At 33.0% G+C, this 16,431-nt stretch carries 13 protein-coding genes, 1 tRNA gene and 1 pseudogene; 7 read left to right on the plus strand and 8 right to left on the minus strand.

Annotated features, from left to right (window positions below; all coding sequences use genetic code 11):
• Window positions 1-303 precede the first annotated feature (303 nt).
• Window positions 304-1,707, minus strand: a complete 1,404-nt coding sequence (locus tag WOVOC_RS02610; protein ID WP_025264227.1) for an NAD(P)H-dependent flavin oxidoreductase — start codon at window positions 1,705-1,707, stop codon at window positions 304-306.
• A 167-nt stretch (window positions 1,708-1,874) separates the two neighbouring features.
• On the opposite strand from WOVOC_RS02610, the pseudogene coaE reads away from it, so the two are divergent.
• A pseudogene (coaE, locus tag WOVOC_RS04235) lies at window positions 1,875-2,462 on the plus strand (dephospho-CoA kinase).
• Here the strand turns inward: coaE and WOVOC_RS02620 are convergent.
• The gene (locus WOVOC_RS02620) at window positions 2,445-3,644 is read right to left on the minus strand and encodes a ribonuclease D (protein WP_025264228.1); all 1,200 of its coding nucleotides are present in this window, start codon (window positions 3,642-3,644) and stop codon (window positions 2,445-2,447) included. The pseudogene coaE and the gene WOVOC_RS02620 overlap by 18 nt on opposite strands.
• A 167-nt stretch (window positions 3,645-3,811) precedes the next feature.
• On the opposite strand from WOVOC_RS02620, the gene WOVOC_RS02625 reads away from it, so the two are divergent.
• Window positions 3,812-3,883, plus strand: a tRNA-Asn gene (locus WOVOC_RS02625).
• Window positions 3,884-4,428: 545 nt separating this feature from the next.
• On the opposite strand, the gene nuoH is transcribed toward WOVOC_RS02625, so the two are convergent.
• From nuoH to WOVOC_RS04660, 4 genes are all read right to left on the minus strand, one after another.
• Entirely contained in the window at window positions 4,429-5,454 is a 1,026-nt protein-coding gene (nuoH, locus tag WOVOC_RS02630; RefSeq protein WP_025264229.1) for an NADH-quinone oxidoreductase subunit NuoH, read from the minus strand.
• Complete coding sequence (gene nuoG, locus WOVOC_RS02635; RefSeq protein ID WP_025264230.1) at window positions 5,438-7,489, minus strand: NADH-quinone oxidoreductase subunit NuoG; 2,052 nt, start codon at window positions 7,487-7,489, stop codon at window positions 5,438-5,440. The genes nuoH and nuoG overlap by 17 nt, the downstream gene beginning before the upstream one ends.
• 13 nt (window positions 7,490-7,502) lie before the next feature.
• Complete coding sequence (locus WOVOC_RS02640) at window positions 7,503-7,715, minus strand: hypothetical protein (protein WP_014868693.1); 213 nt, start codon at window positions 7,713-7,715, stop codon at window positions 7,503-7,505.
• 265 nt (window positions 7,716-7,980) lie between these two features.
• Window positions 7,981-8,121 (minus strand): hypothetical protein, encoded by a 141-nt coding sequence (locus WOVOC_RS04660; RefSeq protein ID WP_155981148.1) that lies wholly within the window; start codon window positions 8,119-8,121, stop codon window positions 7,981-7,983.
• A gap of 542 nt (window positions 8,122-8,663) precedes the next feature.
• Between WOVOC_RS04660 and guaB the strand changes: the two genes are divergently transcribed.
• On the plus strand, window positions 8,664-10,157 hold the full coding sequence (gene guaB / locus WOVOC_RS02650) for an IMP dehydrogenase (RefSeq protein ID WP_025264231.1): 1,494 nt from the start codon (window positions 8,664-8,666) through the stop codon (window positions 10,155-10,157).
• Between the two features lie 424 nt (window positions 10,158-10,581).
• On the opposite strand, the gene WOVOC_RS02655 is transcribed toward guaB, so the two are convergent.
• Together WOVOC_RS02655 and def are read right to left on the minus strand one after the other, a co-directional pair.
• Window positions 10,582-11,367 carry a uracil-DNA glycosylase gene (locus WOVOC_RS02655; protein WP_025264232.1) on the minus strand — a complete coding sequence of 262 codons (786 nt, stop codon included), beginning with the start codon at window positions 11,365-11,367 and terminating at the stop codon, window positions 10,582-10,584.
• Window positions 11,360-11,896, minus strand: a complete 537-nt coding sequence (gene def / locus WOVOC_RS02660; RefSeq protein WP_025264233.1) for a peptide deformylase — start codon at window positions 11,894-11,896, stop codon at window positions 11,360-11,362. The genes WOVOC_RS02655 and def overlap by 8 nt, the downstream gene beginning before the upstream one ends.
• A 145-nt stretch (window positions 11,897-12,041) precedes the next feature.
• On the opposite strand from def, the gene ftsA reads away from it, so the two are divergent.
• The 4 genes from ftsA to WOVOC_RS02680 all read left to right on the plus strand — a co-directional run bounded on the left by ftsA (window position 12,042) and on the right by WOVOC_RS02680 (window position 16,428).
• Window positions 12,042-13,280 (plus strand): cell division protein FtsA, encoded by a 1,239-nt coding sequence (gene ftsA / locus WOVOC_RS02665; protein WP_025264234.1) that lies wholly within the window; start codon window positions 12,042-12,044, stop codon window positions 13,278-13,280.
• A gap of 422 nt (window positions 13,281-13,702) precedes the next feature.
• The gene (gene der, locus WOVOC_RS02670; RefSeq protein ID WP_014868699.1) at window positions 13,703-15,028 is read left to right on the plus strand and encodes a ribosome biogenesis GTPase Der; all 1,326 of its coding nucleotides are present in this window, start codon (window positions 13,703-13,705) and stop codon (window positions 15,026-15,028) included.
• 50 nt (window positions 15,029-15,078) lie between these two features.
• A complete protein-coding gene (locus tag WOVOC_RS02675) occupies window positions 15,079-15,555 on the plus strand; it encodes a disulfide bond formation protein B (protein WP_025264235.1) in 477 nt (158 codons plus the stop codon).
• A gap of 261 nt (window positions 15,556-15,816) precedes the next feature.
• Entirely contained in the window at window positions 15,817-16,428 is a 612-nt protein-coding gene (locus WOVOC_RS02680) for a murein hydrolase activator EnvC family protein (RefSeq protein ID WP_025264236.1), read from the plus strand.
• Window positions 16,429-16,431: the final 3 nt, after the last annotated feature.

Genomic DNA, 16,431 nt, shown 5'->3' on the forward strand with positions numbered 1-16,431 from the left:
GTTATTCTTTGCATTATACTAATCATTTCTATTTCCTGGACTGTGTCCATTAGTTGAGTTTAGGCCCTGCATAGCAAATTCTTTTACATAAACCCTCTAAACTTTCTGCTCATCCCAATCTGGGATGTTTTTGCGTATCATGAAACCATAAAAACTTTGAACATCATCGCTACTATCTGACTTTTTCACATAAGCTAACGCATATCTTTAAAGTACTATTATCCACTAACGTAAACACTTTTTCTAAAATTAATAAATACTTACTTTAATAAAGTAATATTCTTTTATCAACTTGAATATAATTTAATATCCAGTTAGCATTCTTTCCACCAATTCTCTTACTGTTGGTATGTAACCATTTTCATAAAATGGATCTTGCTTGAATCTGTATACATTATGCCCAGAAAACATGAGTTCATTTTCAATATCACCGTCATGCATAATGCTTTGCAGTGTCTTTTGTATACAGAAACTTCGTGGATCTGGCTTTCGACCTGTTGAATGATTACCATGATCTTTCCAATTACTAAACAAACAATGACTCAAACATCCCATACAATTAATTTGATCTTGTCTTATTTTCGCAAATTTATCTGGTGTTACAAAAATAACAGTTGTATCTGGAGTTTTCATTGCTTTTGTATATCCTGCTTCAGTCCATGCATTTACCAGTTTTTTATCTTTTGCAGTCAAATAGATCTTTCTACCCCTTGCACCAACTACAAATTCACTACTAAATTCTTCACTGGCATTTTCTGAAAATTTCACTTGACGTAAGTTCCGCTCCTGCAATTCACGTATGAAATTATTTTTCAGTGCAGATGAGTAAAATCCTGTTGGACTAAACTTATTTAAAAATACGTCACCTTCTTCTAAAGTTAACAACTTATTCTTCCACTTCAAAGAAATTGGGCTTTCCTTAGTCAAAAGTGAACGAGTACCAAACTGAAAAGCTATTGGTCCGATTTGCAAATTGTCAAGCCAGTGTTCCCAATCTTTTAAATGCCATACTCCTCCTGCCATAACAATCGGCGCTTTAGAAAGACCGACCTCACTCATAAAAGATCTAAGTTCTGCAACCCTTTCAAACGGAGCTTGTGGTAGCATCGGGTCTTCACTACTACTAAGCCCATTATGTCCCCCAGCAAGCCATGGATCCTCATACACCACTCCACCAAGCAAAAAAGAAGATACTTTTTGGTAAGCACGCTTCCATAATGCTTTAAAAGCACGTACCGATGAAATAATAGGGTAATAATAGACCTGATATTTGGCTGCAATTTCTCCAAGCCTGTAAGGCATACCAGCACCACAGGTAATACCATGCACTAAACCTCTCGCTTTTTCTAATATGCCATGAAGTACACGTTCTGCTGCCCCCATTTCCCACAGCACATTCATATGTACCCTTCCACAGCCTTGTGATATTTCATTCGCTATTTTTGCCTGACTAATTCCAGCTTCAATGCTATATTCAATCAATTCTTCATGTTTTTCATTTCTTGTTTTGCCTTTATAAATTAGCGGTACCAACTCACCATTGTCATCAATAAGCTTAGCATTTACACCAGAAAATGTACCAACAGCACCAGCCGCAGCAAACGCCCCGCTTAATCTTCCGTCACTAATTGCAATACCTTTACCACCCTCAATGATTGGCCATACTTCCTGTCCTGAAATCATTATTTTTTTTATCTTATTTTTCAAGTCTTCCTCATAATTTTTCGTTCTATTCTACTTAATTACTAAAAAAACAATAGCTGTTTATTTTCTCTTAACATAATTAAAGTCTACGCAAACAAATTTGAGTTTTAAATGGACATATAAAAAACAACTACTGTAGATATATAGCTTTACTAATATATTTTTAGCATATGGTTATAGGTTTAGCAGGTGAAATTGGAGTAAGAAAGAGTTTTGTAGCTAATTGCTTTAAAAAATTTTGTGCCGTTGTGTTTGACACTAATTTTATCGTATACCAGCTTTACAAAGTAAATAAGGGCATAATAAGTTACACAGAAGAAAATTTTCCTATAGTGGTAGTAAATGGTGAAATAGATAAAAAACAGTACTATCTAAATATCTTCTAGCTTATGATGAAAATTGAAAGCAATTTCAATCTTTAGTTCATCTACTGTGCAAAATGAACTGTGATTCTCTATTGCTCGGGAAAAGAAGACTGATAAGAAGCTTTTAATTTTGGATATTCCTCTTTTGTTAGAAACAAAACTTTGTTTATATTGCGACTCTATTGTTCTTATCCATGCAGACAACATTATACAAGTTCAAAGGCTAATTCAACACAACATAGACAAAGAAAACCTGAATCTGATTTCTAATATTCAATCATCCATTAAGAAAAAAGAAGGATAAGTGACTTTGCTATTAATACCAGTACAAACAAAGAGTATGTTCTTTTTCAAAGAAAAAATATAATGGATTTGTTAAATTCCAGCAGTTGACTTCAACTTACAACCTGTATTTATCAAATTACTCCGAATTTCAGTTATATTATTCGTAAATTTCACTACCGAGATTTCAAACTTTGAGCTTGCATTCAAAAATGATTCAACTGACTTACCGAAAAAGTCATACCTCCACCCTTTAAATAGTTTATCCATTTGTCCAGATATCGAACCAACTAATTCATCCTTTGAAGAAACCAATTTTCTTGATATGTTATTTTCTTTACACTTGCTCTCTAGAATAACTGAAAGTATATCAAACACAGACCTATCATGACTGTTTAACGAAGTATAATTTTGTTGTATAAAATCTTTTTCATTCTCATTGAAAATATCTACAAATTCTAACAAATCTTTCTCCTTTACATTTTTTGCGTTCTTCTTGAGATTTTCTAAAATCTCATCAACACGCTCTACGTTTCTCTCAATAAACCCAGCTATTATAGAATAATTAATTATTTTATTACGATTCGTATTATAGCGCTGTGCTAAGGTCTCTTGCCATTCACTAACTGCTTTAACAGTTAACGTTAATCTCGGATTTACTCCATGATTAAACTTAATTCTCTTCCATGCATCTTTTGGACTTTGCAAATACTTATTTATATCAACCACTGATTCCATCTCTTCTCGAAACCAGCCCATCCTATTCTTTTCTTCAAGCTTATCGTGCAATATTTGATGTAGATCATATAGATGAACTACATCACTTACTGCATAGTTTAACTGATCTTCGGACAATGGACGCTTCAACCAGTCTGAATTTTTAGCTTTAACCTTATTCAGCACTATTCCCTGATATTGTTCCACTACTTTTGAGTAACCAATAAAATTATAGTAATAATTACAAAACATAGCAGCAACTTGGGTATCAAAAATGGGAGCAGGTATACACTTAAATACAGTAAATAAAGATTCTATGTCTTGCCGACAGCTGTGAAATACTTTAATTATTTCTCGATCAAGCATGACTTTCTTAACAAATGATAAATCAATCTCTGGCGCTAACACATCTATAACAAAACTCCTTTCCTTATAAGAAATTTGAATTAATGACAATTTAGGATAATAGGTTAAGTTATTTCTAACGAACTCTGTGTCAACAGCTATAAATTTTGGCTTTTTCGCTATTAGCTCCCTACATATATTATTCAGATCCGACATTGTGCTAATTAGCATATATTTTTCATTTAATAATGCGATTTTACCGCTTGAATTAAATTTTTGCAACCAGTGACTTCTGGTAGAACTTTCTATCGCTTATATTCCCCCATAAAAGTCTTAGTTAAAGCACATGAAAACTATTTACAATCAAAGCTTAACCTGATAAATTAAAAACAGTTTATTCCTCGGTAGCTCAGTGGTAGAGCAGTTGGCTGTTAACCAATTGGCCGCTGGTTCGAATCCGGCCCGGGGAGTCATGCTAAAACTTTAATAAAATATAAATTTGTTACGGTAGCTTATTTTCATCGCTTATACATACAGTCTTCTGCTTTTAATTACTAGCTAAAAATTCCATCTTCTTTCCACAATCTGTTAATTTTCTACTGTTTTTCTCAGAAAATTAGGTGCTTCTTTACAATTTTGAGGAAAGTAAATAAATGAATTTTTGCAACGCTAGGAGAACCGTTTTCTGCATAAATATAGTTAATCTAATTAAGATTTTTTAATATTTAATATGAAAAAAGTAGACTTTAGCCACCATTATTTATCTAATTGTAGATTAGAAGAATTGTATAACTACAATCTGCCCTAGCTCTTTATAGCAACACTTGAATTACTTACTAAACGTATATCAAGGAAGAACACTTTTACTTTTTATATACCAAAAATTCTTTTTAAAAGGCTGATCACAACCTTAAATCAAAAAATTTAGAAGGAGCCATAACCACAAGAGCCTTAATCTTGTATATTATAATACAAGATTTATCAAAAAAATTCAATATCAAAATCAGTAATATATTTATAACTCTAAACTTGGTAAATTTTTAGTAAAGAGAAGTACTCCTGAAGTGAGTATTACCCAAAGTACCGATATTGGTAGAAACACTTTCCAACCAAGACGCATTAGTTGATCATACCGATAACGAGGTACAGTTGCCCTAACCCAAATAAATATGAATAATAGTAAAACTATCTTCAAAACGAACCAAACTAAACCTGGTATTTTATACAGTAAATTAAATTTCATAGGAGGATACCACCCTCCTAGAAAAAATATTGTCATCATAGCACTTGCTAAAATCATGTTAGCATATTCTCCAAGAAAGAAAAGAGCAAAAGGCATTGATGAATACTCAACGTTATATCCAGAAACAAGCTCTGCTTCAGCTTCCGGTAAATCAAAAGGGTGGCGATTAGTTTCTGCAAGAAGTGAAATAAAAAACACTATTGCTATAGGCATTAACAACATATCAACCCAAAATGGCATATTATGCTTTACCACTACCATTTCTCCGAGATTTACTGTACCAGTTATAATAACAATTGTAGCAGCTATAAGGCCTATTGAAACTTCATATGAGATCATTTGAGCAGCTGACCTTATGCTACCTAAAAATGCATAATTAGAATTACTAGACCAGCCTGCAATAATGATACCATATATTCCCAAGGAGGATATAGCTAGGACATAGAGCACTCCGACATTAATATTTGCCATTGCCTTAGGAATTACTACTTGCTGCCCATTTTCTATAATTACTTTAGCACCAAATGGTACCACTGCCCATGCAATTAATGCTAAAACAAAGGTAAGAATCGGAGCCATGATGAATAATATGGTATTTGCTCTAGACGGTATTATTGGCTCTTTGGTTAGTAACTTAATAGCATCTGCAAATGGTTGTAATAGTCCAAAAGGTCCAACAACACTTGGACCATGTCGTAGTTGAATTGCACCAATAACTTTGCGCTCAAAATACACTAAATACGCAACCGAAAGCAGTAGCTGCACCAAAATGAATAAGATGTTAACTAGCGTGCTCATAAAAGGCTTTAGTACAATCTGCCATTATTTTTGAAGCGCGACTTATTGGATCTGTCATATAAAAATTACACTCTTTTAAAGTAAAAGGTTTACTGCTTAAGATTATTTTTTTACTGCAATTAGTTAAAATTAACTTGTTTTTTACCACTTGATCAGCATTCCTAAACTGTGGACCGATAGTATCTAATTTTTTTCTCACATCAAATAAACTATCATATGGCAAGGGGAAACCCAAATATTGGGATAAATTCTTGATGATTAACCAATCTTCCTTTGCTTCGCCAGGGGGAAGTACAGCCAAATTCGTTCTTTGAGCTCGACCTTCAGTATTCACGTAAGTTGCATATTTCTCTGTGTACGCAGCCCCAGGTAAAATAATATCTGCTACATGTGCTCCTCTATCGCCATGATGACCTTGATAAATTACAAATGTATTCCCTAACTTTGATGTGTCAATTTCATCCGCACCAAGAAGATAAACAACTTCTATCTCACCACTCTCTGCTTGCTTTAATATTTGGTTGACGTCTTTTCCACCATTTTTAGGGACAAATCCAATATCTAATCCACCAACTCTTGCTGCGGCTTTATGTAAAACATTAAAACCATTCCAGTCATCTTTAACCATATTAAATTTTTCTGCAATTGAAATGGCTAAAGCTAAAATTGACTCGGAATCACTTCTTGTTAATGCGTCTTGACCTACAATAAGCATAGGGTTTTGGGCAGCACTCAATAGCTCGCAAAATTTATGATTTCCATTTACTATTTCATTCAAGATATTAGGATTATTACCTAACTTTTCAACATAATATAAATACTCAACATCAGGACCAACGCTTGCAATAGGGAAATTCCCTTGTAAGTATCTTTTTCTTATACGTGCATTAATAATTGGGGCCTCTACTTTAGGATTTGTATTTATAAGTAAACATAAGTCTGCATTTTCTATATCCTCAATGGTGGTGTTAAACACATATGATCCACGATTGTCTGATATAAGTTTTGCTCCATCCTGTCTACAATCTAAATTTGCTGATCCAAGCTTATGCATCACTTCCTTTAGTAAAAGCATAGATTCACAATCTGCTAAATCACCTGCAACTGCAGCTATTTTACTTGGTTCTGTACTCTTTAACTTTTTTGCAGCAGCTGTTAATGCTTCATTCCAATCAACTGAAACTAATTTACCATCTCTCTTTATATAAGGTTGATCGAGACGTTGCACTTTTAGTCCATCGTAAGCAAAACGAGTTTTATCTGATATCCATTCTTCATTGATTTCTTCATTAAGTCTCGGTAATATTCGCATAATTTCAAGACCGCGATAGTCAACCCTGATTGCACTCCCTACAGCATCAAGTACATCTATAGTTTCACAATGTGATAGCTCCCATGAACGGGCCTTAAACAAGTAAGGCTTCGAAGTTAAAGCCCCTACAGGACAGAGATCTATGATATTTCCAGATAATTCAGAGCTGATGTACCTTTTCACATAAGTACTAATCTCCATCTTTTCTCCTCTACCAATTCCTCCAAGTTCATTTGTACCTGCTACATCAGACAAAAACCTAATGCACCGAGTACAATGAATACATCTATTCATTGCAGTTTCAATCAGTGGCCCAAAATATTTTTTTTGTACGGCCCTTTTATATTCATCAAATCTACTTATTCCTTTTCCATAAACCATTGTTATATCTTGTAGGTCACATTCACCACCTTGATCACAAATTGGACAGTCAAGTGGATGGTTAATAAGCAAAAACTCAAGCACACCTTCACGTGCTTTTTTAACTTTCGGAGTATCAGTGTGGATAACCATACCTTCTACAACTGGTGTTGCGCAAGAAGCTATCGGTTTTGGAGGTCCTCCCTCAACTTCAACCAGACACATTCTACAGTTGCCAGCAATTATTAAACGCTCATGATAACAAAAGCGCGGAATTTCAACACCTACGGTTTCGCAAGCTTGAATTATAGTAAACCCAGGCTCTACTTTACATTCCTTAGAATTAATGGTAATCTTAACCACAAATTTAAACCCACTATATAGCTTCCCATTTTATAGGGCTACCACTTATTTCATCTTCAACCAAATTACCATCGTCATATTGAGCAGACATATAATTTACACGTGAATCACGATCTATATATCTGACTGGTTTTACTGGTTTATCTTTATACATTTTTTGTTCAGCTTTTTTACGCTGAGTAGGATTATTTTTACTAGCTGTTTTTTCTTTTCCGCCTATCACCATATAGACTCCTAAAAATTCTTTATTTTCATTTTAACACTTGAGTATATAACGTCAATATTAAATAACTTTAAAGTTTTAATTAATAAGCAACCACTAGTAACCAAAGAAAAATATCAGCTAGGCTTATAAGCTACGGCTAGCATTTTTATAATTTCACCATAAAAAGTCTGCTTACGCTGATTAAGTTTTATAAATACTATGGTTGAATTAGTACAATTATAAAGGCATCCAGAAACATAGTAAGAATATAGTATAAAACAGAAAATTATAAATAGCCCCAAATACCATTTTTTAAAAAGATTTTATTGTTGTTTACATCAGAATGATGTTTATAAGAGTATATCCGCATTTTTTTATATATACCACGCAGTAACTTTCCTGAAGGGCCACTAAGCTTTGCTGCCATTAATATATTAAAATATTACACTAATAGTAGTATCACAAGCATGATCATACAGATAACCAGTTTTAAGTATCATTGTATTATTATATAACGCAGGTGAATAATGTAGAAAAAATAGAAAAAACTTGCACAAATACTATTCTTGCTATAGAACAATACCAATTACAAATACTAAAGATAGTGTCAAAATTCCTGAATAACTCATATTTCAATATCCATAAACTTTATATATCTTACGATGTTTAAACTAGAATAAAGAAAGATATGTTATTAAATAATTGTAAGCACCCTTATCTTTATATAAAGTACTTAGATGACATTCTTGGTGATTAGCAACGTCTACGATCTACTGTATCATATTATCTTTTATTAGATGCATGAGCAAGAAACCTACTACTAAAACAAATGGTATTACAATAAGTAAAATACAATACTGCATCAACATATAACGTAGAAGAACCTTGCTTGAGTTAACTATAGCTAAAATTTTGCAGAAAACTATATTGCAATTCAATTAATTGACGTATAAGCTTTAAATAAAGCCTATGAAAAAAATGGAAGTTTGTTATTCGTTTGACGATATACTTCTTTTACCAGCTCATTCTAATATATTGCCTTGTGATACGGATACAAAAACTTATTTAACAAACAATATAGAACTCAACATCCCTCTTATATCCTCTGCAATGGATACTGTTACCGAATCAGACTTTGCAATAACTATTGCTCAGCATGGTGGAATAGGCTGCATACATAAAAACCTATCAATAGATGAACAAGTTTCAGAGGTTAGAAGGGTAAAAAAATATGAAAGTTGGATTGTATACAATCCTATTACAATTTCCCCAGATAAAACAGTTGCGGAAGCAATTTTATTAATGAAAGAGTATAACTACTCCGGTATTCCTGTAGTTGACCAACATAGGTTAGTTGGCATCCTCACTAACCGAGATTTAAGGTTTATTGAAGACCGGAACATAAATATAAAAGTCTCTGAAGTAATGACAAAAGATAAGTTAATTACGGTGCGGGAGCAAGAAGTGAACAGTGCTTCAGCAATGAAATTGTTACATGAAAATAGAATAGAGAAACTTTTAGTCATAGATGAGAACTCTTGTTGTATAGGATTAATTACAATTAAGGACATTGAAAAATACAATAAGTACCCCAACTCATGCAAAGACAGCAAAGGACGACTAAGAGTTGCTGCTGCAATTGGCACTGGTAAAAAGGATGGCATTGAAAGGTGTGAAGCTTTAATTGGAAAAGAAATTGACGTAATTATTGTAGATACTGCTCATGGTCATTCTGAAAATGTTATTAATACCATTAGGGAAATAAAAGCTATGTACCCAAACACACAGTTAGTAGGTGGAAACATTGCTACAAAAGAGGCTGCTGAAGCGTTAATTGATGTGGGCGTTGATGCAGTAAAGGTTGGCATAGGACCTGGATCAATCTGTACAACTAGAATAGTTACAGGTGTTGGTGTACCACAATTTTCCGCAATTCAAAATGTTGCAGAAGTATGTAAGGCAAGAAAAGTAAGATTAATTGCCGATGGTGGTATAAAGTACTCAGGAGACGTTGCAAAAGCTATTGCAGCTGGCGCTGACTCTGTAATGATTGGTTCACTTTTTGCAGGCACTGACGAAAGTCCAGGTGAAATTATCACATATAAGGGTAGAACATACAAATGCTACCGAGGAATGGGATCTATTAGCGCAATGAAAAGAGGTTCAGCTAGCCGTTATTTTCAAGACAAAGACTCAAAGCTAAAATTAGTCCCACAAGGAGTAGAGGGAAGAGTTCCATCTAAAGGTCCAGCTTCAGGAGTAATTCATCAATTAATTGGTGGACTACAAGCTGCAATGGGATACACTGGTAATAGGAGTATAGAAGAAATGAGAAAAAACTGTAAATTCGTTACTATCACTTCATCAGGATTAAGAGAAAGTCATGCTCATGATATAATCATTACACAAGAGCCTCCAAACTACGCTCACCAAGCATCTAATTCATCAGCCAACTCAGAGTGAAGTTATATAGTTGTGTAGTTAATCATATTAAGCTAATGTCTTTAGCACCAGTGGTAAGTTCGATTTATCCAGTCCACACTAATTATAAATATTAAGAAATTTACCAAAAAAAGAGAAAATGTAAAAAACCATAGTGTTGGTTCTAGCTCTCTAATTATAATTAAAGCTAACATTCTTTGCTTACACTTAACTTAAGTAAGGTTTGGCTAAATATAGAAAAACTTTTGAAAACATATAGCTACTATAATTTTATGTAACTTGCAAAAAAATACCTTAAGTTTTTTACTGAATTTTATTACTGAATCTGCAGATCAAAAAGAAATTTTAGAATTAGAAACACTCTTAACTCTAAGAAAATAAGGTTGCTAGACTTCGTTAAGTAACTTCCATGGCAGTTAGCTACTTTCCACTAACAATCATTTTGCTAAATATTAGCATCAAGATACTCTCTGATCTTCTTTAAGTCTTCCCAAGCTAAACGTTTTTGCGATGGTTGACGAAGTAGGTAAGCTGGATGAAATATAGCAATTGTAGTAATTGAATGGAATAAATATTGGTTAGTATAAGTATGAAATCTACCACGTAAGGTTGATATAATTTTCGTGTTATCAAGAAGACTATAACACGCGATTCCCCCAACTAAAACCAGAATCTTCGGTGAAATCAGTACAATATGTTTTTCGACAAATGGCCTACATATATCAAGCTCTAAGTTAGTTGGTTTTCTATTACCTGGTGGACGCCAAAATACAACATTGCTTATATATACTTTAGTGCGGTCGAGGTTTATTGCATTTAACATTTTATCAAGCAGCATTCCACTTGCGCCACAAAATGGTATGCCTTGCAGGTCTTCACTTGCACCTGGAGCTTCACCAATAAGCATAATTTTTGCATTTGGATTACCATCGGAAAAAACAGTATTAGTTGCAGTTTTTTTTATCTCACAACCTTCAAACGATGTAACTACACTTCTTAGTTCACTTACACTATTACACTTGCTTGCAAGCTTTCTCGCCTCAATTACCCAATCACTTGGAAACATAAATTGTTGCCCTTTTCTTTGGGTTTCAGCCTGAATGGTAGTGGACTGTATAAACTTACTTTCTTTTTCTTCCTTTACTTTCTTTTCCTCTTCGCTCTCTGTTAACGTACAATCAATACCCTCTTCATAGTAGAATCTCAATAATTCCAGATCTTCATTACTCATAGCGCCTCTTAACCTTTTGTGCTTTTTTCATAGCTATATCATACTTTAATTTAGATAAATGTCTAATATATAATATACCATTTAAATGATCTATCTCGTGTTGAATACATCTTGCAAGCCAACCACCAGCTTTTAGCATCTGCCCTTCATTATTTAAATCTTTATACTTTACAGTTAAATATTTTGGACGTCTGATTTCATAATTTTGCTCAGGAATTGAAAAACATCCTTCTTTAAGAATTATTTGCTCATCAGATAACTCTATAATTTCAGGATTAATCATACAAAATTCACCGGTTGATTCATGTCCTGCTAACCCACTTTCAACATCTTCTAACTGGACATCCATAACAAAAACCCTCTTCAACACTCCAACTTGCACTGCAGCAAGGCCAAAACCCTCTGCATCATACATAGTTTCAAACATGTCGTTTACTAATTCTCTAATTTCATCGTTTATATCTATTACTTCACTAGCACGTATAGTTAACTTTTCATCGGGGGCAATTATAATTGGCAGTTTAGGCATAAGGCTATAATTTTATATTTTATTTTTTCTCTTGTCCAGTATTTAAGGTATATTAAAATGTTGCTGTACTCCTACAATTACAATAGAAATATAAATTATTAAAGCAAGCTACAATTTAAATGAAATTCTATAATAAGATTAACTAATGTACTCTGCAGTAATAGTAAAACCAAAAAGAAACACTTTTGCTGTTTTAGATATAGGTACAACAAAGATTATTTGCCTAATTGTTGAGATCAGTGGGAACCTTAACTACAAAATAACAGGAACAGGTTATAAGATTGCAGAAGGTATAAATGGTGGATCAGTAACTGATATAAAACATGCAAATTGCTCTATCTCATCAACTATAGCTCTGGCTAAACAAATATCAGAGAAAACCATAGACCAAATATACGTTAATGTTGCTGGATGCGGAATCTCATCTTTCAATACACATAACGAAATTATTACAGCTAATCATGAAATTTCTGACCGAGACATAAAACGTGTAGTCTCTCAAACATTTGAGAAATACATTGAAGAAAACATTATCATTCACAATATACCACTGAAATATCAATTAGATGACATGACTGATATAAAGGAGGTCAGTGGTTTATATGGGAAAAAACTATCTGCTGACATGAATGTTGTTACTGCTTCGCGTCCGGCACTTACCAACATTGAAAATTGTATAATCAATAATGATGGAATAAGTATGGCTGGTTGTGTTGCTTCTGCGTATTCTGCTGGTTTTGCTTGTCTAAGTGAAGATGAAAAAGAGCTCGGAACTGCTATTGTTGATATAGGGGGTGGATATACTGCAGTCGGAATTTTCAAGCGAGGCAAGCTCATATATGCAAGCAGTATTCCAATCGGCGGTGTTCATATCACTCGAGATATAGCTTATGGGCTATGCACAAGTATAGAATATGCAGAACGTATAAAAATATTGTATGGTAACACTATTATAACCTCAATAGATAAAAACGAATATATTACAGTGCAAAATAATGAAAATGATGAACCAATTCAAGTGCCCAAGTACAAACTTGTTGATATCGTAAGACCAAGAGTTGAAGAAATACTCGAACTAGTAAAAGAGCAATTTCAAGAACAGAAAAACCTAATTAATAAAGTAATCATCACAGGAGGAACAAGTCAGCTCACAAGCATGAAAGAGATTGCAAGCTACGTATTCAATAAACAAGTCCGTATTGGGTATCCTGAATCTTGTAATGGTCTCGAAGATGAATACAATAAAAATCCCATATTTTCTGCTGCTATAGGTTCCATAAAACTTATAATTGACACTTTTTACAAAAATAATGCTAGAATGCTCAATCACGATAGTAAAATAGGTAAATTATACCACTGGGTAAAATCAAAGATTACAGCTTAGTAACCTTATCAAGAGAAAGTGAAGAGAAAGATAACTCGCTTCATAGAAAGGCATATACCATTGCTACATGCAATGATATGATATAATAATTAGAACTTTAACCTAAAAGTAGTGACCACAATCAATGCACTAACTTCACCTAGAACGCCAAACGACTCACTTTATTTCTAACTTTTCCTTCAACAAAACTTTTGGCTTTATTAACAATCCTTTCTATACGTAGTGCTTTTTTAATGTTTCATAATGTTGTAAGAAAATTCCATAATTTTTATCATCTATTCAAAGATTAGTATAATCACCTCTCGCTTTCACATAATAAAATTAAGATAAAAAATTATTATTTTAAGGTATTGATATAATCAATAAAGTCAATAGTAAACTGAAAAATTCTGATTATAATTTACCTTGAGGCTTTTAAATTTATGCTGAAAATCACTATAGTAGGACTGCCAAACACTGGCAAGTCAACCTTATTTAATAGGCTGGTGGGAAGAAAAGCAGCAGTAGTTAGCAACATTCCAGGAGTAACAAGAGACAGACGTGAAGAAGCTGGAAGAATTAGTGATTTGGAATTTAAAGTTATAGATACAGGAGGATGGAACGACCGAACTAACTTTTCATTACAAGTTATTGAACAAATCGAATTTTCCTTATCTGATTCAGACATAATTTTCTTTCTTGTTGACGCAAAAGTGCAAGATGAGCAAAATAAAAAGTTTGCAAAATGGCTGAAAAGAAAAACAAATAAACCTGTAATACTCATAGCAAATAAATGCGAGAGTCATAAATCTGAAAATGTTGATTATCTGCAATTTTTTGATTTCATAGGCCCAGTATATATTTCAGCCGAACACAATCTTGGCATGGTTGATCTTTATAATACTCTATCTAGTGCTATTAAAAATTTAGATCAAGGCACCAAACTATTGGTTGACAAGTTCAGTAAGTTTAGAATCGCAATAATTGGCCGCTCGAATGTCGGGAAGTCAACCTTTCTAAACAGTTTACTCTCAGAAAACAGACTAATAACAAGTTCAGAACCAAGAACTACACGTGATTCTGTGGATATTATATATAATTATAACGGAAAATTAATCACTCTCATCGATACCGCAGGGATCGACAAAAAAATGAATATTGTAGACAACTTAGAATCAAGATTCATTAAGAAAAGCATAGAATCAATAAAACGTTCTCATGTAGTAATTTTAATGCTAGACTCCATTATGGGTATTGAACAACAGAATTTATCAATTGGTGAGAATGCAATCAAAGAAGGAAAAGGAATTATCATTGTTTTAAATAAATGGGATTTAATAAATAAAGATGATAGGAGTAAATTAATAAAATTTATAGAGCAACAGAAAGTAACAAGGTTATCTTTGGAAGTGTCAGTGATAACGATTTCTGCATTAAAAGGTATGTATTGTAGTAATGTGATAGATAAATGCCTTGAAGTAAACCAATTCTTAAACAAAAAAATTAGCACAGCGAAACTGAATAAGTGGCTAATTAGTGCTTTGGATAATCATCCTCACCCACTTGTAAAAGGTAGAGCAATTAAAATGAAGTATATCGCCCAAACTGGTACTAAACCTCCTGCTTTTTCTTTAATATGTAACATACCTAAAAGTGTTGATGAGAGTTATAAACGCTATTTAACTAACGATCTCAGAAAAAGTTTCTTTACTAAAGGCGTACCAGTCAGGTTACTTTTAAAAAAGAATAAAAATCCTTATGCAAAATAAGGATTTTGCTTTACTCTTTTAGAGCTCTTTATAATAATTCATTTTAAATTATGCATAATAACTCTAGAGTTTCTATAATTTTTTTGTTATCAAGCACTTTTGCTCTAATTTTTGCATATGTGCTAGAGTATTTTTTTAATATGCTGCCATGCAAACTATGTATATATGAGCGGATAGTTTACTATATTACAGGGTTACTCGTAGTGGTGCATATGCTCAAAAAAAACAAAATTCTAATTTATGCAATGTTTTGTAGCTATTTTATAGGCACAGTAATATCTTTTTACCATATAGGTCTTGAATTACATTTATTTTATGACATTTTAGGCTGTACAGAACAAGTAGTAGGTGATAATGTTAGCATAGAAGAGCTTAGAAATAAGCTATTAAATCCTAATTACTCTCCATCTTGTGACAGACCTAGTTATGTTCTAGGTGTTTCCGTAGCAACATGGAATCTTATTTATCTTATAGCAGCTCTATTTCTATCAAGGAGAATGGTATTATGGAGGAAAAAGAAATCTTAAAGTGCAACAGTAATGAGTTTACAGACTGATCTTACCCAGAAAGAGCAAAGAGAAAGAAGAGTAAAATGTTTTTTATAAAAGAGCATCTATTATAAAGTACATAAGAAGTATGTAGAGTTCTGAAGTAGCTGTGAGTTGCAAGAAGAATAAGCAGTAGTGGATCGATTCACAAGAACAAAAAATAAAATCAGCACTAACAAAAGTCTTATTACCTTTAAAAGTATGTTATTTAATATGGTTTGAATTACCTTAAATAAACTTATGTGGCGCATAACCTTGTTATTCATATTACAGGTAACACTAGTAAGTTGTGGTCTACAAAAACCTTCGCCTGTACTATTTAAAGGCGAAGAATTTTACGGAAAAAGAGACCTAGAATATACAAGAGAGTACCATCTCATCAAGAATGATACTGATTCAACAAGAAAAGAAAATAGAAAGGCCACTATAAATAGAATATATAGAGATAAGAATGATGCACAAAACGTGAAAATCAATGAGTCAAACTATAAATTTACAATGCCAGTAAAAGGTACTACTGTCTTTTCTGATAAGACATGCAAAGATGGAGTAAAAATCGTTGCTCAAAGCGGGACAAATGTAGTTGCTTCTGCACCTGGTAAAATAATATATGTAGGCAAAGGACTTAGGTGGTATGGAAACTTAATTATAATGGAACACAAAAATAATTACATAACTGTATATTCCTATTTGAAAAATATACATGTTAAAATTGGTGATAAAGTAAAACAAGGACAAGTTATTGGGTCTGCAGGCAAATCAAGTACACAAGATAAAGATCCACAAATGTGCTTTACAATAAGGCGCAATGGTCAAGCGATTGATCCTTCGTTGCATATGAACTGTGATTAAATT

It is taken from the genome of Wolbachia endosymbiont of Onchocerca volvulus str. Cameroon (assembly GCF_000530755.1).
Taxonomy (GTDB): Bacteria; Pseudomonadota; Alphaproteobacteria; order Rickettsiales; family Anaplasmataceae; genus Wolbachia.